Source organism: Mycobacterium intracellulare ATCC 13950 (assembly GCF_000277125.1).
GTDB classification, from domain to species: Bacteria; Actinomycetota; Actinomycetes; order Mycobacteriales; family Mycobacteriaceae; genus Mycobacterium; species Mycobacterium intracellulare.
The window spans coordinates 2,093,332-2,117,126 of record NC_016946.1; the positions used below are offsets into that span (position 1 = coordinate 2,093,332).

24 protein-coding genes are annotated in these 23,795 nt (G+C 68.8%); 16 read left to right on the plus strand and 8 right to left on the minus strand.

Going from position 1 to position 23,795, the window contains the following annotated elements; all coding sequences use genetic code 11:
- Window positions 1–133 precede the first annotated feature (133 nt).
- Both OCU_RS34805 and OCU_RS34810 read left to right on the plus strand, forming a co-directional pair.
- Complete coding sequence (locus OCU_RS34805) at window positions 134–670, plus strand: hypothetical protein (RefSeq protein WP_009976241.1); 537 nt, start codon at window positions 134–136, stop codon at window positions 668–670.
- A gap of 281 nt (window positions 671–951) precedes the next feature.
- Window positions 952–1,470 carry a hypothetical protein gene (locus tag OCU_RS34810; protein WP_014379798.1) on the plus strand — a complete coding sequence of 173 codons (519 nt, stop codon included), beginning with the start codon at window positions 952–954 and terminating at the stop codon, window positions 1,468–1,470.
- Here OCU_RS34810 and OCU_RS34815 read toward each other — a convergent pair.
- The 3 genes from OCU_RS34815 to OCU_RS34825 all read right to left on the minus strand — a co-directional run bounded on the left by OCU_RS34815 (window position 1,464) and on the right by OCU_RS34825 (window position 3,366).
- The gene (locus OCU_RS34815) at window positions 1,464–2,375 is read right to left on the minus strand and encodes a sigma-70 family RNA polymerase sigma factor (protein ID WP_014379799.1); all 912 of its coding nucleotides are present in this window, start codon (window positions 2,373–2,375) and stop codon (window positions 1,464–1,466) included. The genes OCU_RS34810 and OCU_RS34815 overlap by 7 nt on opposite strands.
- Window positions 2,372–2,968, minus strand: a complete 597-nt coding sequence (locus OCU_RS34820) for a carboxymuconolactone decarboxylase family protein (RefSeq protein ID WP_014379800.1) — start codon at window positions 2,966–2,968, stop codon at window positions 2,372–2,374. The genes OCU_RS34815 and OCU_RS34820 overlap by 4 nt, the downstream gene beginning before the upstream one ends.
- Window positions 2,969–3,051: 83 nt before the next feature.
- Window positions 3,052–3,366, minus strand: a complete 315-nt coding sequence (locus OCU_RS34825; protein WP_008255581.1) for a type II toxin-antitoxin system VapB family antitoxin — start codon at window positions 3,364–3,366, stop codon at window positions 3,052–3,054.
- A gap of 171 nt (window positions 3,367–3,537) precedes the next feature.
- On the opposite strand from OCU_RS34825, the gene hrcA reads away from it, so the two are divergent.
- From hrcA to era, 8 genes are all read left to right on the plus strand, one after another.
- Complete coding sequence (hrcA, locus tag OCU_RS34830; RefSeq protein WP_009953090.1) at window positions 3,538–4,569, plus strand: heat-inducible transcriptional repressor HrcA; 1,032 nt, start codon at window positions 3,538–3,540, stop codon at window positions 4,567–4,569.
- A gap of 56 nt (window positions 4,570–4,625) precedes the next feature.
- Window positions 4,626–5,774 (plus strand): molecular chaperone DnaJ, encoded by a 1,149-nt coding sequence (gene dnaJ / locus OCU_RS34835; protein ID WP_008255583.1) that lies wholly within the window; start codon window positions 4,626–4,628, stop codon window positions 5,772–5,774.
- Window positions 5,775–5,787: 13 nt separating this feature from the next.
- A complete protein-coding gene (locus tag OCU_RS34840; RefSeq protein ID WP_014379801.1) occupies window positions 5,788–6,549 on the plus strand; it encodes a 16S rRNA (uracil(1498)-N(3))-methyltransferase in 762 nt (253 codons plus the stop codon).
- A 113-nt stretch (window positions 6,550–6,662) separates the two neighbouring features.
- On the plus strand, window positions 6,663–7,721 hold the full coding sequence (locus OCU_RS34845; protein WP_029384281.1) for a PhoH family protein: 1,059 nt from the start codon (window positions 6,663–6,665) through the stop codon (window positions 7,719–7,721).
- A gap of 20 nt (window positions 7,722–7,741) precedes the next feature.
- Window positions 7,742–8,275 (plus strand): rRNA maturation RNase YbeY, encoded by a 534-nt coding sequence (gene ybeY / locus OCU_RS34850; RefSeq protein ID WP_009953085.1) that lies wholly within the window; start codon window positions 7,742–7,744, stop codon window positions 8,273–8,275.
- A 50-nt stretch (window positions 8,276–8,325) separates the two neighbouring features.
- Entirely contained in the window at window positions 8,326–9,546 is a 1,221-nt protein-coding gene (locus OCU_RS34855) for a hypothetical protein (protein WP_371286270.1), read from the plus strand.
- 38 nt (window positions 9,547–9,584) lie between these two features.
- On the plus strand, window positions 9,585–10,895 hold the full coding sequence (locus OCU_RS34860; protein ID WP_014379803.1) for a hemolysin family protein: 1,311 nt from the start codon (window positions 9,585–9,587) through the stop codon (window positions 10,893–10,895).
- Window positions 10,888–11,787 (plus strand): GTPase Era, encoded by a 900-nt coding sequence (era, locus tag OCU_RS34865; protein WP_014382301.1) that lies wholly within the window; start codon window positions 10,888–10,890, stop codon window positions 11,785–11,787. The genes OCU_RS34860 and era overlap by 8 nt, the downstream gene beginning before the upstream one ends.
- Here the strand turns inward: era and OCU_RS34870 are convergent.
- Together OCU_RS34870 and OCU_RS34875 are read right to left on the minus strand one after the other, a co-directional pair.
- Complete coding sequence (locus tag OCU_RS34870; RefSeq protein WP_014379805.1) at window positions 11,784–13,256, minus strand: aminotransferase class I/II-fold pyridoxal phosphate-dependent enzyme; 1,473 nt, start codon at window positions 13,254–13,256, stop codon at window positions 11,784–11,786. The genes era and OCU_RS34870 overlap by 4 nt on opposite strands.
- Window positions 13,257–13,289: 33 nt before the next feature.
- Window positions 13,290–14,780 carry an amidase gene (locus tag OCU_RS34875; protein ID WP_014379806.1) on the minus strand — a complete coding sequence of 497 codons (1,491 nt, stop codon included), beginning with the start codon at window positions 14,778–14,780 and terminating at the stop codon, window positions 13,290–13,292.
- 62 nt (window positions 14,781–14,842) lie between these two features.
- On the opposite strand from OCU_RS34875, the gene recO reads away from it, so the two are divergent.
- The 3 genes from recO to OCU_RS34890 all read left to right on the plus strand — a co-directional run bounded on the left by recO (window position 14,843) and on the right by OCU_RS34890 (window position 17,103).
- Window positions 14,843–15,640, plus strand: a complete 798-nt coding sequence (gene recO, locus OCU_RS34880) for a DNA repair protein RecO (RefSeq protein WP_008255600.1) — start codon at window positions 14,843–14,845, stop codon at window positions 15,638–15,640.
- Between the two features lie 165 nt (window positions 15,641–15,805).
- Window positions 15,806–16,675: a decaprenyl diphosphate synthase gene (locus OCU_RS34885; protein WP_009953080.1), complete on the plus strand. Its 870-nt coding sequence runs from the start codon at window positions 15,806–15,808 to the stop codon at window positions 16,673–16,675.
- On the plus strand, window positions 16,675–17,103 hold the full coding sequence (locus OCU_RS34890; RefSeq protein WP_008255604.1) for a hypothetical protein: 429 nt from the start codon (window positions 16,675–16,677) through the stop codon (window positions 17,101–17,103). The genes OCU_RS34885 and OCU_RS34890 overlap by 1 nt, the downstream gene beginning before the upstream one ends.
- A 3-nt stretch (window positions 17,104–17,106) precedes the next feature.
- On the opposite strand, the gene OCU_RS34895 is transcribed toward OCU_RS34890, so the two are convergent.
- Complete coding sequence (locus OCU_RS34895; protein ID WP_008255605.1) at window positions 17,107–17,502, minus strand: Fur family transcriptional regulator; 396 nt, start codon at window positions 17,500–17,502, stop codon at window positions 17,107–17,109.
- A complete protein-coding gene (locus OCU_RS34900) occupies window positions 17,499–17,924 on the minus strand; it encodes an ArsR/SmtB family transcription factor (RefSeq protein ID WP_192579485.1) in 426 nt (141 codons plus the stop codon). The genes OCU_RS34895 and OCU_RS34900 overlap by 4 nt, the downstream gene beginning before the upstream one ends.
- A 183-nt stretch (window positions 17,925–18,107) precedes the next feature.
- Between OCU_RS34900 and OCU_RS34905 the strand changes: the two genes are divergently transcribed.
- The 3 genes from OCU_RS34905 to OCU_RS51890 all read left to right on the plus strand — a co-directional run bounded on the left by OCU_RS34905 (window position 18,108) and on the right by OCU_RS51890 (window position 21,765).
- Window positions 18,108–19,499 carry a glycine--tRNA ligase gene (locus OCU_RS34905; RefSeq protein ID WP_008255621.1) on the plus strand — a complete coding sequence of 464 codons (1,392 nt, stop codon included), beginning with the start codon at window positions 18,108–18,110 and terminating at the stop codon, window positions 19,497–19,499.
- 251 nt (window positions 19,500–19,750) lie between these two features.
- Window positions 19,751–20,974, plus strand: a complete 1,224-nt coding sequence (locus tag OCU_RS34910) for a PPE family protein (RefSeq protein WP_014379809.1) — start codon at window positions 19,751–19,753, stop codon at window positions 20,972–20,974.
- A 503-nt stretch (window positions 20,975–21,477) separates the two neighbouring features.
- The gene (locus OCU_RS51890; protein ID WP_029384279.1) at window positions 21,478–21,765 is read left to right on the plus strand and encodes a hypothetical protein; all 288 of its coding nucleotides are present in this window, start codon (window positions 21,478–21,480) and stop codon (window positions 21,763–21,765) included.
- Window positions 21,766–21,817: 52 nt separating this feature from the next.
- Here OCU_RS51890 and OCU_RS34920 read toward each other — a convergent pair whose 3' ends face one another.
- A complete protein-coding gene (locus OCU_RS34920) occupies window positions 21,818–23,794 on the minus strand; it encodes a TPM domain-containing protein (protein ID WP_014379810.1) in 1,977 nt (658 codons plus the stop codon).
- Between the last annotated feature and the right edge of the window lies 1 nt (window position 23,795).

Consider the following 23,795-nt stretch of genomic DNA (forward strand, 5'->3'; position numbering starts at 1 on the left):
ACGTGACCAAGTTGAGACGCAAATTCCGGAGTCACAGGGCACACTTACACCATCTTCAACCATGAAGACGTGTGACCGTGTGCGGCGATCCCCAAGATTTCCGCCACGGTCCATGTGTATCGAAGGGGGACCTGTGAATTCCGTGAAGTCCATTGCCACGGGCGTGGCGGCGCTGACCGCCATTGGCGGCGCCGCCGCCGGTGTGGCTTCCATTGCAGCACCGATGGGTCTGGATCATGTGCAACTGGCTGCGGTCGGCGCGCCACTGCCGCAGGACCCGCCACCGCCTCCGCCCCCGCCGCCGGGTGCGCCGGGCCAGTTGCCGACGGCCGATCAGTTGGCCACTCTGTGCAACCAGGTAACCGACCCCGGCGTCAACTACAGGGAGAAGGCCAACTTCGTTGAAAACGGCGTCAGCCAAAACGAGGGCATGGTGGCCGACCATGACCTGCGAAAGGCCTACCGCAACGGGAACTTTCCCGAGCAGTTCAACGTGACGAACATCGCGCCGGCGGGTCCGAACATGGCCCAGGCCGACGTCGCCATCACGGGCCCGAAGTTCGCCGGCCCGGTCACCAAGCACCTCGCGTTCGTCAACCAGGGTGGGAACTGGGTCCTGCAGCACGACGCGGCGATCGCGCTGATACAGGCCGCGACCGCCACCAACTGATGACCGCGCGGTGCCTGCCGCGCAAACCCGAAGCCGGTCTGGCGCATTCGCCGGACGTTCCGATACTCGAGGACACCCCATGCGTCGCCTTCTGGCGGCGCATGGGGTTTGGCATCTGCGGCCACCGGCAAGGGCGCCCGCACAGCCGGCGCACAGGGTGCTCATGTCGTTCGCACAACGGGCGGCCGTAACGTATCGGTGCCGAGACACGAAGTACGAGACGCAACGGGCACGCTGACACCACCCGAGCGTCGAGATTCGTGCCCACCGAAGGGGGAACCATGAACACTGTCAAAACCCTTGCCACCAGCGTGGCAGCTCTGGCGATCGTCGGCGGCGCGGCCGCCGGCCTGACCTCGATGTCGGAGCCGAGCCCGCAGGTGGGGGTGCAGCTCGCCACGATCGGCGCGCCGCTTCCGCAGGATCCGCCGCCGGCGCAGCCAATCGCGGGCGCTAATGTCCCGACGCCCGATCAGCTGACCGGCCTGCTCAACAGCCTGGCCGACCCGAGCGTGTCGTTCAGCAACAAGAGCAACCTGGTGCAGGGCGGCATCAGCGGCATCGAGGCGCACGTCGCCGACAAGAAGCTGCAGAAGGCCGCGAAAAACGGTGACCTGCCGCTGTCGTTCGACGTGACGAACATCCAACCCACCGCCGCCGGCTCGGCGACCGCCGACGTGTCGGTCTCCGGTCCCAAGCTGACGTCCCCGGTCACCCAGAACGTCACCTTCGTCAACCAGGGCGGCTGGGTGCTGTCCCGGGCCTCGGCGATGGAGCTGCTGCAGGCCGCCGGTCAGTGATCGGCGCCGGGCGCGCGCAGGCCTAATTTCGCGATGCGTGCCGGATCCGCCAGCACATCGATCGCCCGGATCCGGCCGCCCCGCACCACGAATCCCATGACGGACGCCGCGCGTCCGGCGACGAAGATGACGGCGCCGGCGGCGCCGTTGACGGTCGCGGCGCGCACCTCGCGGTCGGGCCCGGCGTAGCTTCGGGCCAGCCTGGCCACCGAGGCCGCACCGTCGGCCCGGAACGCCGCCGCGGGCGGGCCGAAGTCACCCCGCAGCACCACCTCGGGATGCAGCACCGACACCAAACGCTCGAAGTCACCACTGCGGCCCGCCGCGAAGAAGGCGTCCACCACCTCGCGTTGGGCGGCGAGGTCGCCGTCGGGAACCGGATCGGCCCGCTCGATCCGCCGGCGCGCGCGGCTGGCCAGCTTGCGGGCCGACTCCGGCGTCCGATCGACGATGGTGGCGATCTGATCGAACGGCACGCTGAAGACGTCGTGCAGCACGAAGGCCAATCGCTCCGCCGGCGGCAGCGTGTCCAGCACCACGAACAGCGCCAGCCCCACCGCGTCGGCCAGCATGGCGCGGTGTTCGGGATCGAATTCCTCGTCGGCTTCCACGATCGGGTCGGGCAGGCGGACGCTCAGCTCCTCGCCGCCGTGAGTTCGGCGCTCGCGCAACATGTTCAGGCAGATGCGGGCGACCACGGTGGTCAGCCACGCGTCGGGGTTGACGATCTCCCCGGAGCTGCCGCTCAACCGCAGCCAGGCCTCCTGCACGGCGTCCTGGGCGTCCTCGAACGAGCCCAGCATGCGATACGCGAGGGCGCCCAACCGCGGCCGGGCCGCCTCGAAGCGCGCCGTCAATGCCCGCAGTGATGGCGATGACGGCGCGGACGCATCGGGATTGGTCACGGGCGACCAGTCTCCGGCAGGGCGCACACGCGGTCGCCGGAAAAGCCCGACGACCCGATGTCGAGCGCGATGTTGAAGCGGGCGCGCAGATTGCCCAGCGTGATGACGTGGGTCAGGCCGACCAGTTGGGCGGTGTCGAAGTGCGCGCGCAGCGCCTCGAAAAGCTCATCGCTCACCTCGACGGGGGTGCGGCTGATCGCGGTCGCGTATTCGAGGATCAGTTTGTCGACGTCGGAAAAGCACGGCGCGTCCCGATAATTAGCCATCCCCAGCAGCTCTTCGTCGGTGATGCCCCATTGCCGGGCGATCTGCGAGCCGAGGTCGATGCAGTATTCGCAGCGCACCGTCGTCGCCGATTTCAGCTCCGCCAGCGCTCGGTGGCGCGGGCTGAGAACGTCCAGCTTCGATTCGGCCTGCTCCAACTTGCCGTAGGCGTTGAGCAGTCTGGGGATGTGCGCATACATCCGCAGCGGTTCCAGCATTCCCGCGGTTTCCAGCCCGGTCATCTGCGCGAGCTTGCGCCTGGTGAAGAAGAAGGCGATCTTGGCGCCCCACCCGGCGTCGCGGTCGGAGACTCCCTGTAGCCGTGGCATGACGATCCTCCCGGCAAGTTGTGGTCGTGAACCAACGTCCTCACTAGGTCGACACGCGGGAAGGCCCAAACGTGACCACTAACTCACCCGGGCTGGCCCAAGGGCATGTCCATGTCGAACACGCGGGCGTGAAGCACGGTGCGGTTCCGCAGCGCGGCGCGCACCGCGCGGTGCAGGCCGTCCTCGAGATAGGTGGTGCCCTTCCACCGCACCGCGTGCGGGAACAGGTCGCCGTAGAAGGTGGAGTCCTCCGAGAGCAGGCGGTCCAGCGCGAGCACCGTTGTGGTGGTGACCAATTCGTCGAGCCGGATCTGTTGCGGCGGTATCTGGGACCAATCCCGATAGGACAGGTTGTGCTCGGGATACGGTTTGCCGTCGCGCACGCCCTTGAAAATCATTGGCCGATCTCCCCCGACGCATAGCTGTGGCCCGACCGGTTCATGCTGGAAAGGCTAGCCGGACACCGGCCGTCCCGGCGAGCAGACGCTTGCGCTCCACCGGTGCGGGCGACGGCGCCCGAGACCGTAAAATGAACCGGGTCAAAGCGGTATCGAAGGAGGTGACGACCAGTGGGAACTGCCGATGACCGACGGTTCGAGGTGCTGCGGGCCATCGTCGCTGATTTCGTCGCCACCAAAGAGCCGATCGGTTCCAAGACGCTGGTGGAGCGCCACAACCTGGGTGTCTCGTCGGCCACCGTCCGCAACGACATGGCGGTGCTCGAGGCCGAGGGCTACATCACCCAGCCACACACCAGTTCCGGGCGGGTGCCCACCGAGAAGGGCTACCGCGAATTCGTCGACCGGCTCGACGACGTCAAGCCGCTGTCCTCGGCCGAACGGCGCGCGATCCAGGGATTCCTGGAGTCCGGTGTCGACCTCGACGACGTCCTGCGCCGCGCCGTGCGGCTGCTCGCGCAACTGACCCGGCAGGTGGCCGTCGTGCAGTACCCGACGCTGTCGTCGTCGACCGTGCGCCACCTCGAAGTGATCGCCCTGACGCCCGCGCGGCTGCTGATGGTCGTCATCACCGACTCCGGCCGGGTGGACCAGCGCGTGGTCGAACTCGGCGACGTCATCGACGACCACGAACTCTCCCAGCTGCGGGAGATGCTCGGCCAGGCGCTGGTGGGCAAGAAACTGTCGGCCGCCTCGGTCGCGGTGGCCGACCTCGCCGGGCAGCTGAGCAGCCCGGAAGGGCTGGGCGACGCCGTGGGCCGATCGGCGACGGTGTTGCTGGAGTCACTCGTCGAGCACACCGAGGAACGCCTGCTGATGGGCGGCACCGCCAACCTGACCCGCAACGCCGCCGATTTCGGCGGCTCGCTGCGCTCCATCCTGGAAGCGCTCGAGGAGCAGGTGGTGGTGCTGCGGTTGCTGGCCGCCCAGCAGGAAGCCGGTAAGGTGACGGTTCGCATCGGCCACGAGACGGCCGCCGAGCAGATACTGGGCACTTCCGTGGTGACCACCGCCTACGGCACCTCCGACACCGTGTACGGGGGAATGGGTGTGCTGGGGCCCACCCGGATGGACTATCCGGGAACTATCGCCAGCGTTGCCGCGGTTGCCCTATATATCGGCGAAGTCCTGGGTGCTCGATGAACGCGCACCCGCAGTGTGGGTAGGCGCGGAGAAGACCAGGTATAGGAGAGTCAGGCGTGGCACGCGATTATTACGGGCTGCTCGGCGTGAGCAGAAACGCCGGTGACGCGGAGATCAAGCGCGCGTACCGCAAGTTGGCGCGCGAACTGCATCCCGACGTCAATCCCGATGAGGCCGCGCAGGCGAAGTTCAAGGAAATCAGCGTCGCCTACGAGGTGCTGAGCGACCCCGAGAAGCGGCGGATCGTCGACCTGGGTGGCGATCCGATGGAGAACGCGGCCGCGGCCGGCGGCGGTTTCGGCGGCGGTTTCGGGGGCCTGGGCGACGTGTTCGAGGCCTTCTTCGGCGGCGGTTTCAGTGGCGGCGCGACCTCCCGAGGTCCCATCGGGCGGGTACGGCCCGGCTCGGATTCGCTGCTGCGGATGCGGCTCGATCTCGAAGAGTGCGCGACCGGCGTCACCAAGCAGGTCACCGTCGACACCGCCGTGCTGTGTGACCGCTGCCAGGGCAAGGGCACCAATGGCGACTCGGCTCCGGTGCCGTGCGACACGTGTGGTGGTCGCGGCGAGGTCCAGACCGTGCAGCGCTCCCTGCTGGGGCAGGTGATGACGTCGCGGCCGTGTCCGACCTGCCGCGGCGTCGGGGTCGTCATCCCCGACCCGTGCCACCAGTGCATGGGTGACGGCCGGGTGCGCGCCCGCCGGGAGATCAGCGTCAAGATCCCCGCCGGTGTCGGCGACGGCATGCGCGTGCGACTGGCCGCCCAGGGCGAGGTGGGACCCGGCGGCGGGCCGGCCGGTGACCTGTACGTCGAGGTGCACGAGCAGAGCCACGACGTCTTCGTCCGCGAAGGCGACGACCTGCACTGCACGGTGTCGGTGCCGATGGTCGACGCGGCGCTGGGCGCCACGGTCACCGTCGACGCCATCCTGGACGGCGTCAGCGAGATCACCATTCCGCCGGGCACCCAACCGGCTTCGGTCATCACGCTGCGCGGCCACGGGATGCCGCACCTGCGCACCGGCACCCGCGGCGATCTGCATGTCCACGTCGAGGTGGTGGTCCCCGCCCGCCTGGACGCCCGCGACACCGAACTGCTGCGCGAACTGAAGGCCCGGCGCAGCCGCGACGTCCCCGAGGTGCGCTCGACCCACGCCGGCGGCGGCCTGTTCAGCCGGCTCCGCGAGACGTTCACCGGACGCTAGCCAAGGCGCGCCGATGGTCGCGACCCTGTTCTACGCCGACGAGCTGCCCGAGACCGGCGCGCTGGCCGTCCTGGGCGGTGACGAGGGGTTTCATGCCGCCAGCGTGCGGCGGATCCGCCCCGGCGAGCAACTGGTGCTCGGCGACGGCGCCGGCGGCCTGGCGCGCTGCGAGGTGGAGCACGCCGGGCGTGACGGACTGCGGGCGCGGGTGCTCAAGCGCTGGAGCGTCGCGCCCGGAACCCCGCCGGTGACTGTCGTGCAGGCCCTGCCGAAGTCGGAGCGATCGGAGCTGGCCATCGAGCTGGCCACCGAGGCGGGGGCCGACGGGTTCCTGGCCTGGCGGGCCGCCCGCTGCGTGGCCAACTGGCAGGGCGCCCGGGTCGAGAAAGGTCTGCGCCGCTGGCGTGCGGTCGCCCGTTCGGCGGCCCGGCAATCGCGCCGGGCGCACATCCCGCCGGTCGACGGGGTGCTGTCCACCCCGGCGCTGACCTCGCGCATCCGCGACGAGGTGGCCGGCGGCGCGACGGTGCTGGCCTTGCACGAGTCGGCCACCGAGCGGCTCGCCCACGCCGACCTCGCGGGAGCGACATCGGTGTTCCTCGTGGTCGGCCCCGAGGGCGGGATCGCCGACGACGAGATGGCGGCGTTGTCCGACGCGGGCGCGACGGCGGTGCGGCTAGGTCCGCAGGTGTTGCGGACGTCGACCGCCGCGGCCGTGGCGCTCGGTGCGCTGGGGGTGCTGACCCCACGATGGGACCACCCGTCGAGCCTGTAAAGACTCGTCGCGCGCTGCACATTGGGGCCAGCGTCGACCCGGCGGTAGGATAAAAACGCTAGAAAACGCCGGAATCGGCGAGCACTTCACACAAGGCAGGCATCGAAAACCACGTGACGCCCCGCGAGACCAGCGCTGCTGACGCAGCCGGACCCCTCCAGGCCGACGCTCAAGTTCGCAGCAGCATCAACGTTCCGCCCCATTCCGTCATGGGCCTGCTGGGTTCGGCAGACGAGAACCTGCGCTCGCTGGAACGCACCCTGGACGCGGATCTGCACGTGCGCGGCAACACCGTCACCATCTCCGGTGAGCCCGCCGACGTCGCGCTCGCCGAACGGGTGATCTCCGAACTGATCGCGATCGTCGCCGGTGGGCAGCCGTTGACCCCGGAGGTGGTCCGGCACAGCGTCGCCATGCTGGCCGGCACCGACAACGAGTCACCGGCCGAAGTGCTCACGCTGGACATCCTGTCGCGGCGCGGCAAGACGATTCGGCCCAAGACGCTCAACCAGAAGCGCTACGTCGACGCCATCGACGCCAACACCGTCGTCTTCGGGGTGGGCCCGGCCGGCACCGGCAAGACTTACCTGGCAATGGCCAAGGCGGTCAACGCTTTACAGACCAAACAGGTCAGCCGCATCATCCTGACCCGCCCGGCCGTGGAAGCCGGTGAGCGCCTTGGCTTTTTGCCTGGCACGCTCAGCGAGAAGATCGACCCGTACCTGCGGCCGCTGTACGACGCGCTCTACGACATGATGGACGCCGAACTGATCCCCAAGCTGATGTCGGCGGGGGTCATCGAGGTGGCGCCGCTGGCGTACATGCGTGGTAGGACGTTGAACTCCGCGTTCATCGTGCTCGACGAGGCGCAGAACACCACCGCCGAGCAGATGAAGATGTTCCTCACCCGCTTGGGCTTCGGATCCAAGATCGTCGTCACCGGCGACATCACCCAGGTCGACCTTCCGGGCGGGGCCAGGTCGGGTCTGCGTTCGGCGATAGAGATCCTCGACAGCGTCGAGGACATCCACGTGGCGGAACTGACCAGCGTGGACGTGGTGCGCCACCGGCTGGTCTCGGAAATCGTCGACGCCTACGCCAAGTTCGAAGAGCCCGACCTGACGATGAACCGGGCGGCCCGGCGGGCGTCGGGCTCGCGCGGTCGCCGATGATGGTGCGGTGAGCGGGTTCCATGAGCATTGAGGTATCCAACGAGTCGGGCATCGACGTCTCCGAGGCCGAGTTGATCAGCGTCGCGCGGCATGTCATCGCCAAGATGGACGTCAATCCGGCGGCCGAGCTGTCGATGGTGCTGTTGGACACCGCGGCGATGGCCGACCTGCACATGCGCTGGATGGACCTGCCCGGGCCCACCGACGTGATGAGCTTCCCAATGGACGAGCTCGAACCGGGCGGGCGCCCGGACGCCCCCGAGCCCGGGCCCTCGATGCTGGGCGACATCGTGCTGTGCCCGGAATTCGCGGCCGGTCAGGCCGCCGCGGCGGGGCATAGCCTGGGGCACGAGCTGGCGCTGCTGACCATCCACGGTGTGCTGCACCTGATCGGCTACGACCACGGCGAGCCGGACGAGGAAAAGGAGATGTTCGCGCTGCAGGACCGGTTGCTCGAGGAGTGGGTCGCCGACCAGGTCGAGGCCTACCGCCAGGACCGCCAGGAAGAGCGCGACCGCCGATTGCTGGACAAGTCAAGGTATTTCGACAATTGAGCCGACTCTGGATCCTGGTGGCGGCAGCCATCGCGTTCGCGCCGATCTCGATGATCGTCGCCATCCCCGGCACGGTGGCGCAGGCGGCGCCCTGCGCCGGCGCGGGCTCGAACCCCGTGTCCTGCCAGCGCTGCATGTTCTACGTGAACGCCTATCACACGGCGAACGTGTGCAACGAGGACAAGCGCGGCGTCCAGGGGCCCGCGAGCAACGCGCCGACACCGGTTCCGCAGGTGCCCATCCCGGCGTACGAACCGCCCCCGCTTCCGCCGCCGGTGCAGCAACCGGTGGTCCTGCCGCCGCCCAACGCGGGCCAAAACACCGTCCCGGTGCTCGAGATCAATCCGCCCGGCCCCGATGCGCCGCGAAACGCCCCGGTGGTCGCGCCGCCGCGAGGGCTGGATGCGCCCTCGGTGGCGATCGCAGCGGCGAAGGCCGCGCCGGTAGCCCGCGCCGACCCCGCCAACCCGCCGAAGCCGCCGACCGAGGTGGACTTCAACCAGCAGGTGCAAAACGTGGTGAATGCCCACCGGCAAAACGTCGACATCCTCAAGATCGACGAGCACCGGTTCGTGCGGCCGCGCCACTGGGACTACGTCGACTACGACGATGCCTACCGCCGCCCAACCCTCTACAACCCGCTCAATCAGGCGATGACGTTCCGTTACTTCTACAACGGCGCCTACCAGCAGCTGTACCTCCCGCGCGGAGCGCGGATGGTGCTCGACGCCGCGACCGTCGGCGTCGTCCCGTTCACCGCGGTCGGCGACAGCTATGTGGCCTCGGGCAGCTTCTACGGGGGTGGCTCGCTACCGCTCAACGGATACAACGGGCCACCGCCGCCGGACTACAAGCCGCCGGCGCCCCCGAAGCTGTACGACAACGTCGTCGTGTCCGTTCCCGCCAAGGGCGAGACCGTGGAAGTGGGCCACGTGGCGGTGGTGGGCCACGACGGTAGCCAATCCCCGGGGAGCCAGGACACGTTCCTGCTCGACGACTCCACCCTGGCCTGGGGCCAGATCGACAACTCCAGCAGCGCGCCCGCCCAGATCCGGGTGATCAAGACCCAGCCGACGCCGGGCGTCGGCCTCACCGACGACGGCGGCTTCTTGGTGCTGCTCGCCGTTCACCACCCGGAGCCCGGCCAACCCCATCAATCCGTGTGGACCATGGCGCTGCGCTTCGGTGGGTTCGCCGTGGTGGTGGGCCTGGTCGCCTGGCTGCTCAATCGCCGGAACCGCAGCGAGGACGACGCCGCTGAGTCCTCGTGATGCCACAGGGGAATAGTGACCACGTCGAGGGATGACCGTTGACCGGCTGGTCTGAGCTGTTCGCCGCGGTCGCGTTGATCGCGCTGGGCGGGCTTTTCGCCGCGATCGATGCGGCCATCAGCACGGTGTCGCTGGCCCGTGTTCAGGAAATGGTGCGCGACGAGCGGCCGGGCGCGGTGGCGCTGTCCAAGGTGATGTCGGAGCGTCCCCGCTACATCAACCTCGTTGTGCTGCTGCGGATCACCTGCGAGATCACCGCGACCGTGCTGCTGGTGGTGTTCCTCTATGACAACTTCGGGCTGAAGTGGGGATTGTTCGGCGCCGCGGCCATCATGGTGGTGACCAGCTTCGTCGTCATGGGGGTGGGCCCGCGCACCCTCGGCCGCCAACACGCCTATTCCATCGCGTTGACGACGGTGCTTCCGCTGCAGGCGATCTCGTGGTTGTTGATGCCGATCAGCCGGCTCCTGGTGGTGCTGGGTAACGCGGTCACCCCGGGGCGCGGGTTGAGGAACGGGCCGTTCGCCTCGGAGATCGAGCTGCGCGAGGTCGTCGACCTGGCTCAGCAGCGTGGCGTGGTCGCCGCCGAGGAACGCCGGATGATCCAGTCGGTCTTCGAACTCGGCGACACCCCGGCCCGCGAGGTCATGGTCCCGCGCACCGAGATGATCTGGATCGAAAGCGACAAATTCGCCAGCCAGGCCATCAACCTGGCGGTGCGCAGCGGCCATTCCCGCATCCCGGTGATCGGCGAGAACGTCGACGACATCGTCGGCGTCGTGTACCTGAAAGACCTTGTCCAGCAGGCGTTTTTGTCGGGCGGCCGCGGGCGGACCATCCCGGTGGCGCAGGTGATGCGGCCGGCGGTCTTCGTGCCGGACTCCAAGCCCTTGGACGCCCTGCTGCGCGAAATGCAGCGCGACCGCAACCACATGGCGCTGCTCGTCGACGAGTACGGCGCGATCGCCGGCCTGGTCAGCATCGAAGACGTGCTCGAAGAAATCGTCGGCGAGATCGCCGACGAGTACGACCAGGCGGAGACGGCGCCGATAGAAGACCTGGGCGACAGACGTTTTCGGGTGTCGGCGCGGCTGCCGATCGAGGACCTCGGCGAACTGTACGGCGTGCAGTTCGACGACGACCTCGACGTCGACACCGTCGGCGGGCTGCTGGCCCTGGAATTGGGCCGGGTGCCGCTGCCGGGCGCCGAGGTGATCTCCCACGGTTTGCGGCTGCACGCCGAGGGCGGCACCGATCACCGTGGGCGGGTACGCATCGGCACCGTCCTGCTCAGCCCCGTCGAATCCGACGGCTCACCCGACGGCGAGGAACCCCCGCAGCATGACTGAATTCCGTTCCGGCTTCGTATGTTTGGTCGGCCGGCCCAACACCGGGAAGTCGACCCTGACGAACGCGCTCGTCGGGACCAAGGTCGCGATCACCTCGAAACGGCCACAGACGACCCGGCACACCATCCGCGGGATCGTGCACCGGGACGACTTCCAGATCATCCTGGTCGACACGCCGGGTCTGCACCGCCCGCGCACCCTGCTGGGCAAGCGGCTCAACGACCTGGTGCGCGACACCTACGCCGAGGTGGACGTGATCGGGCTGTGCATCCCGGCCGACGAGGCGATCGGCCCGGGCGACCGGTGGATCGTCGAGCAGATTCGGGCGACCGCGCCCAAGGCGACACTGGTCGCCATCGTCACCAAGATCGACAAGGCGCCCAGGGACCGGGTCGCCGCCCAGTTGGTCGCGGTCAGCGCGCTGGTCGGCGAGCAGGCCGAGATCGTCCCGGTGTCGGCGGTGGCCGGGACGCAAATGGACGTCCTGATCGACGTGCTGGCCGCGGCGCTGCCGCCGGGGCCCGCCTACTACCCCGACGGGGAACTGACCGACGAACCCGAAGAGGTGTTGATGGCCGAGCTCATCCGTGAGGCGGCCCTCGAGGGGGTGCGCGACGAGCTGCCGCACTCGTTGGCCGTGGTCATCGACGAGGTCAGCCCGCGGGAGGACCGCGACGACCTGATCGACGTGCACGCGCTGCTCTACGTCGAACGCGACAGCCAGAAGGGCATCATCATCGGCAAGGGCGGGGCCCGGCTGCGCGACGTCGGCACCGCCGCGCGCGCCCAGATCGAGAAGCTGCTGGGCACCAAGGTGTACCTCGACCTGCGCGTCAAGGTCGCCAAGAACTGGCAGAGCGACCCCAAACAGCTTGGCCGGCTGGGCTTTTAGCGGGCGTTCTGCGTGGCGAGCACCCGGATGGTGTTCAGCGACGGATCGGCCGCGTCGGGCAGATTCATGCCGGCATTGACGCCCGAGCAAAGATAGTCCAGCACGGCATCGTTGAGACGCTCACCCGGCACGACGGCGGGGATGCCCGGGGGATAGGGGGTGATCTGCTCGGCGGCGATGCGGCCCGCGGCGCTGTCCCTGGACACCGTTTCCACCCGCCCGAAAAACGCGTCGCGCGGCAACTCGACGGACTCCAGTTGCAGCTCGTCGGGCGAGGGCAGCGCGATGCTCGGCGGCGGCTCGAAGTCGTCGGCGGCGGTGCGCCACGCGCGCAGCGCGTCGGTGAGACGCCCCAGGGTCTCCTTGTCGTCGGCCATCGACAGGGTGGCCAGGATGCGGCGGTGATCGCTCATCCCCACGTCGATGTGTGCGTGCGCCCGCAGCCAGTCGGCGGCCTGATAACCCGAAGTGCCCGTTGCCGATACGTCGATCAGCACCTGCATCCGGTCCAGGTCGTGGGACGCCTGCGCGCCGAGCAACTCGTCGTCGAGGACCTCCACATCCGGGATGAGTTCGATCTCCTCACGCACGTGTCGCGTCAAATCGAGTGCGGCACCGAGCAATTCATGACCGTGCTGCACCATCTGCCGGCGCCAGCCGTCCATGGCGGCGTACAACAGGACGCTGGGACTGGTGGTCATCAGCTGATCCGCGCAGGCGGACAGGCGATCCCGATCGATCAGGTCGCCCTGCAGGTGAAACACCGAACCCTGCTCGAAACCGGCGCCCATCTTGTGCACGCTGACCACGCAGACGTCCGCGCCGGCGTCCATCGCCCAGGTCGGCAGGTCCTCGTGGAACGGCAGGTGTGCGCCCCACGCCTCGTCGAGGATCAGCGGCTTTCCGCGCCGGTGACACACCTCGGCGATCCCGGCGATGTCGGCGCAGGTGCCGTAGGGGCTGGGGCTGACGACGAGCGCACCGGCGGCCTCGGGGTGCTTGTCCCAGGCCGCTTCGACCTGCTCCGGCGAGGGCGGATGAGAGAAGTGGTGCGCGGCGTCCCAGCGTGGGGTGATCCAGCGCGGCTGCACGCCGGAGAAGATCAGCCCCGCCACGATCGACTTGTGGCTGTCGCGGCTGACCAGCAGGCTGCCCTCGCCGCCGGCCACCGCCATCATCGCCGCCCGCACCGACAGGGAACTGCCGCAGGTGGAGAACCACGCGGTGTCCGCGCCCACTGCCTCGGCCATCAGGTCTTCGGCGTTCTTCAAGTACTTGTTGCTGGTCCGGCGGTCATCCAGGCCGCCGCTGGCCAGTACGTCGTCGAGGAAGGGTTCACGGCCCAGGACCGCGAGGACCCGCTCGTCGGTGCCGCGGCCCTGCCGGTGGCCGGGCGGTGTGAACCCGTATCGGTTCTTTTCCCGATAGTCGGCCAGCGCATCGAGCAGTGGGGCGTCGGATTGGTCCATGGCGAACGTGTACCCGCCTCGTCGGCAGGAAATTCAGCCGCTGGGCGCGGGCGCCGGAGGGGTGTCCGCGCTCTGGTGCCACCAGGGTTGGGGCTGCTTGCTGGCCCATCCGCACACGGCTTCGAGCTCGGCGGCCAGCGAGATCAGCATGCCCTCGCTGTTGGCCGGGCCCATCAGCTGCACGCCGATCGGCAGGCCTTCGGAGGTGAAGCCCGCCGGAACGTTGATGGACGGCCACCCCAGGACGTTCCACGGGAACGTCAGCGGGCAGGCCGCGATCATGGCCCGGTCGGTGCCGAAGCCGCTCAACCGGTCGAAGGCCCGCGCCAGCGGCGGGGGCTGGGCGGTGGTCGGCGCCAACACCACGTCGACGATGTCGAAGATCGAACCGACCCGGCGCTGGTCGGCCGCCTCGTGGCGGCGGGCGCTGCGCAGGATCGCCTGCCCCAGCGCGGCGCCCATGCGCAGGTTGGACAGGGTCCGGGGGTCCAGCACGACGCCGTCGCCCAAGCGCTCCTCCCAATCCCGCAGGCCCGCGGTGGACCGGGCGAGAAAGTCCCACGACAACCGCATGCCGTAGTCGGGGTTGCCGGACACCACGGTGTGGCCCAGCAGTTCGAGTTGGTTACCCACGGCGCGCGTCGCCGCCAGGATCTCCGGGTGCAGCTTGGGCCGGAAACCGGTGTAGGGAAACCGGGTTGACAGCGCGATGTTCAGCGGGCCGGGCGCCTTGCCCACATAGTCGGAGGCGGTGATCGCGGGCGGTTTGTGACGGTCCCCCTCGACGTTGCCGGACGCGGCGTCGAGCACCAGCGCCGCGTCGGCGACCGTGCGGGCCAGCACGCCGTTGACCGTGATGCCGTTGAACGCCTCCGGCAGCGGCCAGGTCGAGATCCGTCCGCGCTGCGGCTTGATGCCCACCAGGTGCGTCCATGCCGCGGGGATGCGGATACTGCCGGCGCCGTCGGACCCGATGGCGGCCGTGACCAGGCCCGCGGCCACCGCCGCGGCGCTGCCGCCCGACGACCCGCCGGGGGTGTGCCGCCGCGACCAGGGGTTGCGGGTGTGCCCGAAACCGGGCCCGCTGGTGAACGGCCACTGGCCGAGCTCACAGGTGTTGGTCTTGCCCACGATCACCGCGCCGGCGGCCTTGAGGCGGCGCACCACCTCGGCGTCGTGCATCGCCGGCGGAACCGTCCCCTCGGTGCCGAACGCGGTGGGCACGCCGGCGATGTCGACGTCGTCCTTGACGGCGATCGGGATGCCCAGCAGCGGGGCGGTGTCCCCGGCCGCGCGCCGCCGGTCGGCCTCGGCCGCGTCGGCCAGCGCCGACTCGGTGAGCACCACCCGGAAGGCGTTCAGCGTGGGCTGGCTGGCGTGGATGGCGTGCAGCGAACGACCCACCAGGGTGGTGGACGTCACCGAGCGGCTGGCCAACTGATAGAGCAGGTCGGTCAACGTGGGCAGGCGCTGGTTGCCGGACCCGGAAATGGACCCGACTCCCGACCCCGAAGCGCCAATCACGGGGTACGAGACTAGACGGCGCGGATACCCGCAATGTCGCGGCGGGGTGCAAAACTATGGGGATGCGGCTATACCGAGACCGAGCTGTTGTGCTGCGCCAGCACAAGCTCGGCGAAGCCGACCGGATCGTCACCCTGCTGACCCGTGATCACGGGCTGGTCCGCGCGGTGGCCAAGGGCGTTCGTCGTACCCGCAGCAAATTCGGTGCGCGGCTGGAGCCATTCGCGCACATCGACGCGCAACTGCATCCCGGCCGCAACCTCGACATCGTCACCCAGGTCGTCTCGATCGACGCGTTCGCCACCGACATCGTCAGCGACTACGGCCGCTACACCTGCGGGTGCGCCATGCTGGAAACCGCCGAACGCCTCGCCGGTGAGGAGCGGGCGCCCGCCCCGGCCCTGCACGGGCTCACGGTGAGCGCCTTGCGGGCGGTGGCCGACGGCCGCCGGTCCCGGGGCCTGCTGCTGGACGCCTACCTGCTGCGGGCGATGGGCATCGCCGGTTGGGCGCCGGCGCTGAACGAGTGCGCCCGTTGCGCCACGCCCGGTCCCCATCGTGCGTTTCATGTCGGCGCGGGCGGCAGCGTCTGCACCCACTGCCGCCCGGCCGGTTCGACGACGCCGCCGCCGGGGGTGCTGGACCTGATGTCGGCGCTGCACGACGGCGATTGGGACTTCGCCGAGAAGACGCCGCAGTCGCACCGCAACTACGTCAGCGGTCTGGTGGCGGCGCACCTGCAATGGCATTTGGAGCGGCAGCTCAAGACGTTGCCGCTCGTCGAACGGACGTATCACGTCGACCGCACCATCGCCGATCAGCGCGCGACGCTGATCGGGCAGGATATGGACTGTGGCTAAAGTCTGGGCCGGCGGGCGGGCGGTGATCACATCCGTCACACCCGCATCCGCGTCAGCCGGCATGTGTTGTGCCCACCTCCGAGCGACAAAAGCGGGTCACCCGAACGTGTCGCTCGGAGGTGGGCACAAGACACACGCCCTGCGACCGAGGCCAGTGGGGCGCTGGTGACACACCGCGGTTTCCCGCAGCTGCCCGCCGCGCCCCACGACTATCCGGTCTTTCCCGACAAGTCGACCTGGCCCGTCGTGTTTCCGGAGCTGCCGCCGTCCGCCGACGGCGGCCCGTGCCGGCCGCCGCAGCACACCTCCAAGGCGGCCGCGCCCAGGATCGAGGCCGACCGGCTGCCCAACCATGTGGCCATCGTCATGGACGGCAACGGCCGCTGGGCCACCCAGCAGGGGCTGACCCGTACCGACGGTCACCGAGCCGGGGAGGCCGTCGTCATCGACATCGTCTGTGGTGCAATCGAAATCGGGATCAAGTGGCTCAGCCTGTACGCCTTCTCGACCGAGAACTGGAAGCGTTCGCCCGAAGAGGTCCGCTTTCTGATGGGCTTCAACCGCGACGTGGTGCGGATGCGCCGGGTGAACCTGAATGCGATCGGGGTCAAGATCCGGTGGGTCGGGTCGCGGCCCCGCCTGTGGCGCAGCGTGATCAATGAGCTGGCGATCGCAGAAGACATGACGAAGGACAACGACGTCATCACCGTCAACTACTGTGTGAACTACGGTGGCCGCGCCGAAATCGCCGAAGCCACAAAGGAAATCGCACGGCTGGCCGCGGCCGGACGGCTGAACCCGGAACGCATCACCGAGTCGACGGTGGCGAACCACCTGCAGCGGCCCGACATCCCCGACGTGGATCTGTTCTTGCGGACCTCGGGGGAGCAGCGGTCCAGCAATTTCATGCTGTGGCAGGCGGCATACGCCGAGTACATCTTCCAGGACAAATTGTGGCCCGACTACGACCGTCGCGACCTGTGGGCCGCCTGCGAGGAATACGCCTCGCGCAACCGCCGATTCGGGAGCGCATAGTGCCATCGCTACAGGAGCGTCTGGCGTCGATCCTCCGCGATGTCCTTGCGCTGCAGGAGGAGACCGACGGCGCGCTGACTGTTCACCATGACGGCACCATCGCCTCGTTGCGGGTGGTGAACATCGCCGAGGGCCTCGACCTGGTATCGCTCACCCAGATATTGGCGTGGGATCTGCCGCTGACCAAGAAGCTGAGCGACCAGGTGGCCAAGCAGGCGCGCGACAGCAACTTCGGCAGCGTCAGCCTCATCGAGAAGGTCAATGACAAAGCCGTGCAGCGTAATTCGGGCAAGGGCGCGGCCAAGAACGCCGATGTGATGCTGCGCTACAACTTTCCCGGCGCCGGCCTCACCGACGATGCGCTGAGGACCTTGATCCTGCTGGTGCTCGACACCGGCGCCCAGGTACGCCGCACGCTGACGGCGTAACCGTCAGGGCATGCACTCCGAACAGGTGCCGAAGATCTCGATGGTGTGGCTGACGTCGGAGAAGCCGTGCTTGGCGGCCACGGCCGTCGCCCACTCCTCGACCTCGTGATCGCCCACCTCGATCGTGGATCCGCAACTGCGGCAGACCAAGTGATGGTGATGGTGTTCCGAACACCTGCGGTAGACCGACTCGCCGGTGTCGGTGCGCAGCGTGTCGATCATTCCCGCCGCGGCCATCGACTGCAGCGTCCGGTAGACGGTGGTCAGCCCGATGTTCTCGCCGCGCCGGCGTAGCTCGTCGTGCAGATCCTGCGCCGAGCGGAATTCGTCGAGTGTCTCCAACAGCGTCGAGATCGCCGCGCGCTGACGGGTCGAGCGAACGCTCGCTCCTGATGTCACGGGGCGTCCTCGCTCGCGTGCGCGACGGCGTCCACCACGATGTGCGCGAGGTGATGATCGGCGAGCCGGTACAGCACCTCGCGCCCGGACCGCTCGCCGGCAACCACGCCCGCCGCCTTGAGGATCTTCAGGTGCTGGCTGACGAGCGGCTGGGGCACGCCGAGCGCGTCCACCAGCTCGTGCACGCAGCGATGCGACTCGCGCAGCTGCAGGACGATGGCGATGCGCACCGGCGCCGCCAGCGCCCGCAACAACTCGCCGGCGGCGTCGAGGATCTCCCGCGGGGGTGGGACGGGGTAATCGGCCAGTACGGAGTGCCCACCGGCGCCGAGTCCGCCGTGGTCGTGGGTGACCGCGTCCAGGTCCGTTCCCATGTCGCCGTCGGTGGCGGACGGCATCGACGCAGAACGTGAGGGGGACATCATGGGAGCGGCATCACCTCGAGAAGTGCCAGGTAGTGGGAAAGTATCCGCCGTATCGGCTGCCCTCCACTGTCACATGCATGATGACGCATGTCAAAGACCGCGGCGCCGATCGCTACCATGACTGATGCTCTGCGCACGGCGGTCGGCCGCCAGGCGCGCCCACCCAACCCCGGAAAGGGAGTGCACCACCCCGTGGCGTCCGTCATCGACACCGTAGTGAATCTGGCCAAGCGGCGCGGCTTCGTTTTTCCCTCGGGAGAGATCTACGGTGGCACCCGGTCGGCGTGGGACTACGGCCCGTTGGGTGTGGAGTTCAAAGAGAACATCAAACGTCAGTGGTGGCGCGCGGTGGTCAGCGGGCGCGACGACGTCGTGGGCCTGGATTCGTCGATCATCTTGCCGCGGCAGGTGTGGGTGGCCTCGGGCCACGTCGAGGTCTTCCATGACCCGCTGGTCGAGTCGCTGATCACCCATAAGCGTTACCGCGCCGACCATCTCATCGAGGCCTACGAGGCCAAGCACGGCCACCCGCCGCCCAACGGACTGGCCGACATCCGTGACCCCGACACCGGCGAGCCCGGGCAGTGGACCGAGCCCCGCGAATTCAACATGATGCTCAAGACCTACCTGGGTCCGATCGAGACCGAGGAGGGCTTGCACTATCTGCGTCCGGAGACCGCGCAGGGCATCTTCGTCAACTTCGCCAACGTGGTGACGACCGCGCGCAAGAAACCGCCCTTCGGCATCGGCCAGATAGGCAAGAGCTTTCGCAACGAGATCACCCCGGGCAACTTCATTTTCCGCACGCGCGAGTTCGAGCAAATGGAAATGGAGTTCTTCGTCGAGCCCTCGACCGCGAAGGAATGGCATCAGTATTGGATCGACACCCGGCTGCAATGGTATGTCGAGTTGGGTATCGATCCGGAGAACCTGCGGTTGTTTGAACACCCGGCCGACAAACTGTCGCACTACTCCGATCGCACCGTCGACATCGAGTACAAATTCGGCTTCGCCGGTAACCCGTGGGGTGAGCTGGAGGGCGTCGCCAACCGCACCGATTTCGACTTGGCGACGCATTCAAAGCATTCCGGCGTCGACCTGTCCTTCTACGACCAGGCGACCGACGCACGCTACATCCCGTATGTCATCGAGCCCGCGGCGGGTTTGACGCGGTCGTTCATGGCCTTCCTGATCGACGCCTACGTCGAGGACGAGGCCCCGAACGCCAAGGGCAAGATGGAAAAGCGCACGGTGCTGCGGCTGGACCCGCGGCTGGCCCCGGTCAAGGCGGCGGTGCTGCCGCTGTCCCGGCACGCCGACCTGAGCCCCAAGGCCCGCGATCTGGCGGCCGAACTGCGCCAGTTTTGGAATATCGATTTCGACGATGCGGGCGCGATCGGGCGGCGCTATCGGCGCCAGGACGAGATCGGCACGCCGTTCTGTGTGACGGTGGATTTCGACTCACTCGAGGACAACGCCGTGACGGTGCGCCGGCGCGACGACATGACCCAGGAACGCGTCGCGATGAACACCGTGGCCGATTATCTGGCGGCACGGCTCAAAGGCTGCTAATCACCGGGCCGGCGTCGGCGGTGCCATATCGGGTCCCGTTGCGTCGGTGCGCGTCTGGCCGACTCGCGCCGCCGTGAATGATGCGCGGTCGCCGGTTCGCATTTGCGAAATAAGGTTTGCTTAAAAATCGGGCCGCGATGGTGGCGGTGCCCTAGGATCTGCCGTGGGGCATAAGTAGATAGCTAGTTGAGCCATGGGCGGATGTCGGGCGTCTGTCGCTGGAGCCGTTGACTCGGTCGGTTGGGGTGTGGATGATTCCCGCGTTTTTGTTCTTCCCTCCGGAAATCAACTCGGCCTTGATAGTCGGCGGCCCCGGTGCTGGACCTCTATTCGAGGCGGCCTCCGCGTGGGACGGACTGGCGGCGGAGCTGTCGTCCTCGGCGGCCTCGTTCAACACCGTGGTGACGGACCTGGCGGCGGGCCCCTGGACGGGTCCTTCGTCGGCATCGATGACGGCCGCCGCGGCGCCCTACGTGCAATGGCTGCTGATCGCCGCCGCGGAGGCGGAGGTGGCCGCGATCCGCGCCCGGCTGGCGGCGCTGGCGTTCGAGGGGGCGGTGGTCGCGACGGTGCCGCTGCCGGCGGTGCTGGCGAATCGTGCCCGGTTGCTGATTCTGATCGCGACCAACTTCTTCGGCCAGAACACGGCGGCGATCGCGCAGACCGAGCTGGAGTACGTCGAGATGTGGGCGCAGGATGTGGCCGCGATGGTGGGCTATCACGCGGGGGCCCAAACGCTGGTGGAGACGTTGCCGGCGTTCACCCCGCCGCCCGCGGGTCTCGGCGGCGGCGCGGCGTCCGCGGGCCTGGCGGGCCTGGCCGACCTGGTGACGGCGCCCCTGACGCTCGCGTCCCAGTTTTTCCAGGGCTTGTCCTCGCTGGGGACCGCGTTCGCGTCGCAGCTGCAGTCGGTGTTCATGGCGCTCTCCCCGGCGGTCTCGTCGCTGACGTCGTTGATGACCTCGACGCCGGTGGCGACCTTGACGACGGTGGCCCAGGCCGGCATGTACCCGGCCAGCGCGCTGATGCCGCCCATGGTGGCGCTGGCCCAGAGCACCGGCCCGGTGGCGGCCGCGGCGCCGGCGGCGCCGGCGCCGATATTGCTCAGCGCCACCAACGTGGCCGCCGAGGCCCCCCGCAGCGCCCATAGCGTGCTGTCCGACCTGCAACCGTTGGCGGGCGGGGGGCTGGGCGCGCTGGGCGTCGCGTCGGCGGGCCTGGGGACCGCGCGGTTCGTCGGGGCGATGTCGGTGCCCGCGGCGTGGCAAGGGTCGATGCCGGCGTACGTGCCCGCACCGGCGGTGTCGGGTGTGGCCACCGGAGCGCCCGCGGCGACGTCGGCCGCGGCCGGGTCGGGTAACGGCGTGCCGATGACGGCCATGCCGGTGGGCGACAAGGGGCCCGAGGGGGACAAGCGCGGCACCAAGGCGGAGGTGGTGCGGTCACGGCCCAAAGTGGTGCCGCGAACCCGATAATCGCGGTGCCGCTGTTGCGGATGTGCATGGAGTGCACTGCGTGAGAAACCGGAAATTCCGACTAGGTTGGCCGGGGCGGCCAAGCAACGCCGTACCGCAATATGCGAATTCATATAATTCGTCCCGTAACAACGCGCGCTCGCATGCGTTGCCCCGAGCGGGAAGCGCGGAGCCGGACCCCCTGCGAACCCGCGGCCGACCGCTCGATCCGATCACGACGGTTTAACCTAACGTGCTGTGCGGCAAGGAGTTTGTCCGTAGAAATCGACGGCCGATCGTCCGGGATGGCGCCCGAGTTCCCCGGTGTCGCCGGCCCGCGTGGCCCGCGCGGCGGTCCCCTTACCGGTCGGCGAGAGGCCCGCGTGGTCCGATACACGCTCAAATTAAGGAAAATTGGCAATTCCCGCATATTTTCTTCGGTTTGTCTTACGATGTCACCGGTTGGTGTAAATAGGTTCGCCACAGCGCCCGAACGCTTAGATCGGCTGTGGAAGGGGGCAGGGGTGCTTTTGCCTCTCGGTTCGCCGTTACCCGATGACACGGTGGCGGCAGTACGCGGTGAGTGCGGTGTGCTCGGCGGTTTATCGGTCCCACTCAAGTGGGGGGTGGTCGTTCCGCCCGACGACTACGACCACTGGGCGCCGAAGTCGGACGCGAGCGCCGACACCACGGAGGAGACACTCGACGCTCCCCGCCCGACGGCGGTCGCCGACGGCGTCTGGAGCGGGTGGGAAGGCGAAGCCGCGGCACGGCCCGTGGGCGTGATCCCGCATTCCCCGGCCGCCGGCTGAAGACCGGTAGGTAGAGAACCGAAAGCCGCCGCGGTCACCCGCGCGCGGCGCGTCAGAATCGGCCGCCGCCACCCATGAACCCGCCGTCGGAAGAACCCGGCGAGCCACCGAACGACGTCGGGCTCCAGCCGCCGAATCCGCCCCGCATCCCCCCGCTGAGCAGGTCGCCGATGATGATGCCGCCGAGCATCGCGCCCATGTCACTGCCGCCGCCACGCGTGTAGGCGCGCTGCATCGCCTGCACGTCGTCGTTCGCCAGTGACTGAGCGTGAGCGGCCAGCGTCGACGCCGCATTGGCGTGGGCGATCGCTTCGTTCGGGTTCGTCGCGCCCTTGTCCTGCGCGGCCTGCAGGTGGCGCTTGGCTTCGGCCAGCCGGGTGCGGGCGTCGGGGCCGACGCTGCCGCGGCGCGTGTCGATGTAGTCGGACACCGCGCGCACCCGCGATTGCGCGGTGAACAAGGCCTGTTCCAGTGATCGGTTGAGTCGCTCGGCGGTGGCCTGTTCCTCGGCCAGGGTGGCCAGCAGCCCGTTGAGCGCGGCGTCGGCCTTGGTCACCTGTCCGAATGCGGCCAGCGGATCTTCGGATCCGCCGGCGCGGGCGCTCTCGACGGCCCTGGTGGCCGCGTCGCGGGCCGCCACCAAATCGCCGCTGCGCGTGGGTTTTTTCTGCAGCAGTTCGTTGGCGCGTGCGATGTCATCCTTGGTGTCGGCGACGGCCGACGGCAGCCCGTCGATCGCGTGCTGAATGTCGCTGGCCGCGTTGTCCACCGCGTCGAGCAGCGCCCGCGCCTGCCCGAGGGCGGACTCGGCGGCCCGGACCGCGTCGACCAAGCCGGCCTGCCCACCGGTGACGGCGTGGGCGGCCAGCTCACGGGCGGTGCCGATGTTGCGGTCGGCGAACGCCAGCCGCTCCTTGGCCGTCGTGACATTGCCGGACACCGAAGTCAGTGCGGCAGCGCTGAAGTCGTGGTGCAGCGCCGCCAGCCGTTGCTCCGCCGGCGCCAGACGGGTGGTGAGTTCCACGTACTGCTGCGTCAGCGCATCCAGCCGCGACGCGGCGTTGATCACGAGGTCGCGCAGCTTCTCGAACGCCTCGGTCTGTGACTCCAGCTCGCGGTCGGCCCGCGCCGCCGAGACGATCACCTGGGTGAGCAGTTCGCGCCGCTGGGCGGGTGTTTCCGGTGTGGAGTCGTCGAGTTGTTGGCGCACCGTGAACGCTTGGGACAGAGCCGCTTTGGCGTTGGCCACCGCGCTCGTGAAGGGTCGGGTGCGCTCTTCGCCGAATTCGCCGACCGCCAGGTCCAATTCGTTGGCGCTGGTGCGTAGCGCGTTGTCGACGTCCACCACCAGGGCGCGGGACAGGTCGTCGAGCGTCTGCAGCGGCAGCGCGGCGAGCGCGTCGACGTCGGTGGGGTCGACGCGCCGCGCGGCCGCCAACGCCGCGGCCCTTCGGCGCTGCCCGCGATGACGCATCACCAGCAGCAGGCCGGCCAGGGCGATGAGAATGCCCGCCAGCGTGGCCAGCAGGATCACCCGCCCCGACGAACCGGGCGACGCGTCGAGCCCGTTCGCCGCGGCCACCGCGGCGCCGCTCCAGTCACCGTTGTGCAGGGCGGGTTCGATCTTGTTGCGCCGCAAGCTGTCGACCTGACCGGCGTTGACGCTCTTGATGGTGGACGGCACCAGGAAGGCGTAGGCGCGGCTGGTGGTCGCGACGGCCAGCAGCGCGTCGTAGCCGCCCAGGTCGCTGGCGCGCACGGTGCCTTGTGCCCACCCGGTCGGGCTCTGCCCGGAGAAGTCGTCGACGTAGACCACCCAGAGCCGGATGTGGCGGTCGGTGTAGAGCTTGTTGACGGCGGCGGTGACGGTGCTGCGACCGGAATCCGACAGGGCCCCCGCGTTGTCGGTGACGTAGTCGGCCAACCGGAATGATGGTTGCGCGCCGGCGGCCGGTGCCGACAGCAGCCCGCCGCCGAGGCCGACCGTCAGGAGCGTCGCGAGCACGGCGAGCAGGCGAGCGGTGCGCATA

Coding starts and splice junctions, on each gene's coding strand:
- OCU_RS34810 (WP_014379798.1), top strand. CDS start 952: ATGAACACTGTCAAAACCCTTGCCACCAGCGTGGCAGCTCTGGCGATC.
- OCU_RS34870 (WP_014379805.1), bottom strand. CDS start 13,256: ATGGACCAATCCGACGCCCCACTGCTCGATGCGCTGGCCGACTATCGG.
- OCU_RS34820 (WP_014379800.1), bottom strand. CDS start 2,968: ATGCCACGGCTACAGGGAGTCTCCGACCGCGACGCCGGGTGGGGCGCC.
- OCU_RS34825 (WP_008255581.1), bottom strand. CDS start 3,366: ATGATTTTCAAGGGCGTGCGCGACGGCAAACCGTATCCCGAGCACAAC.
- OCU_RS34920 (WP_014379810.1), bottom strand. CDS start 23,794: ATGCGCACCGCTCGCCTGCTCGCCGTGCTCGCGACGCTCCTGACGGTC.
- OCU_RS34910 (WP_014379809.1), top strand. CDS start 19,751: ATGATTCCCGCGTTTTTGTTCTTCCCTCCGGAAATCAACTCGGCCTTG.
- recO (WP_008255600.1), top strand. CDS start 14,843: ATGCGGCTATACCGAGACCGAGCTGTTGTGCTGCGCCAGCACAAGCTC.
- era (WP_014382301.1), top strand. CDS start 10,888: ATGACTGAATTCCGTTCCGGCTTCGTATGTTTGGTCGGCCGGCCCAAC.
- OCU_RS34855 (WP_371286270.1), top strand. CDS start 8,326: ATGATCGTCGCCATCCCCGGCACGGTGGCGCAGGCGGCGCCCTGCGCC.
- OCU_RS34840 (WP_014379801.1), top strand. CDS start 5,788: ATGGTCGCGACCCTGTTCTACGCCGACGAGCTGCCCGAGACCGGCGCG.
- ybeY (WP_009953085.1), top strand. CDS start 7,742: ATGAGCATTGAGGTATCCAACGAGTCGGGCATCGACGTCTCCGAGGCC.
- OCU_RS34900 (WP_192579485.1), bottom strand. CDS start 17,924: ATGTCCCCCTCACGTTCTGCGTCGATGCCGTCCGCCACCGACGGCGAC.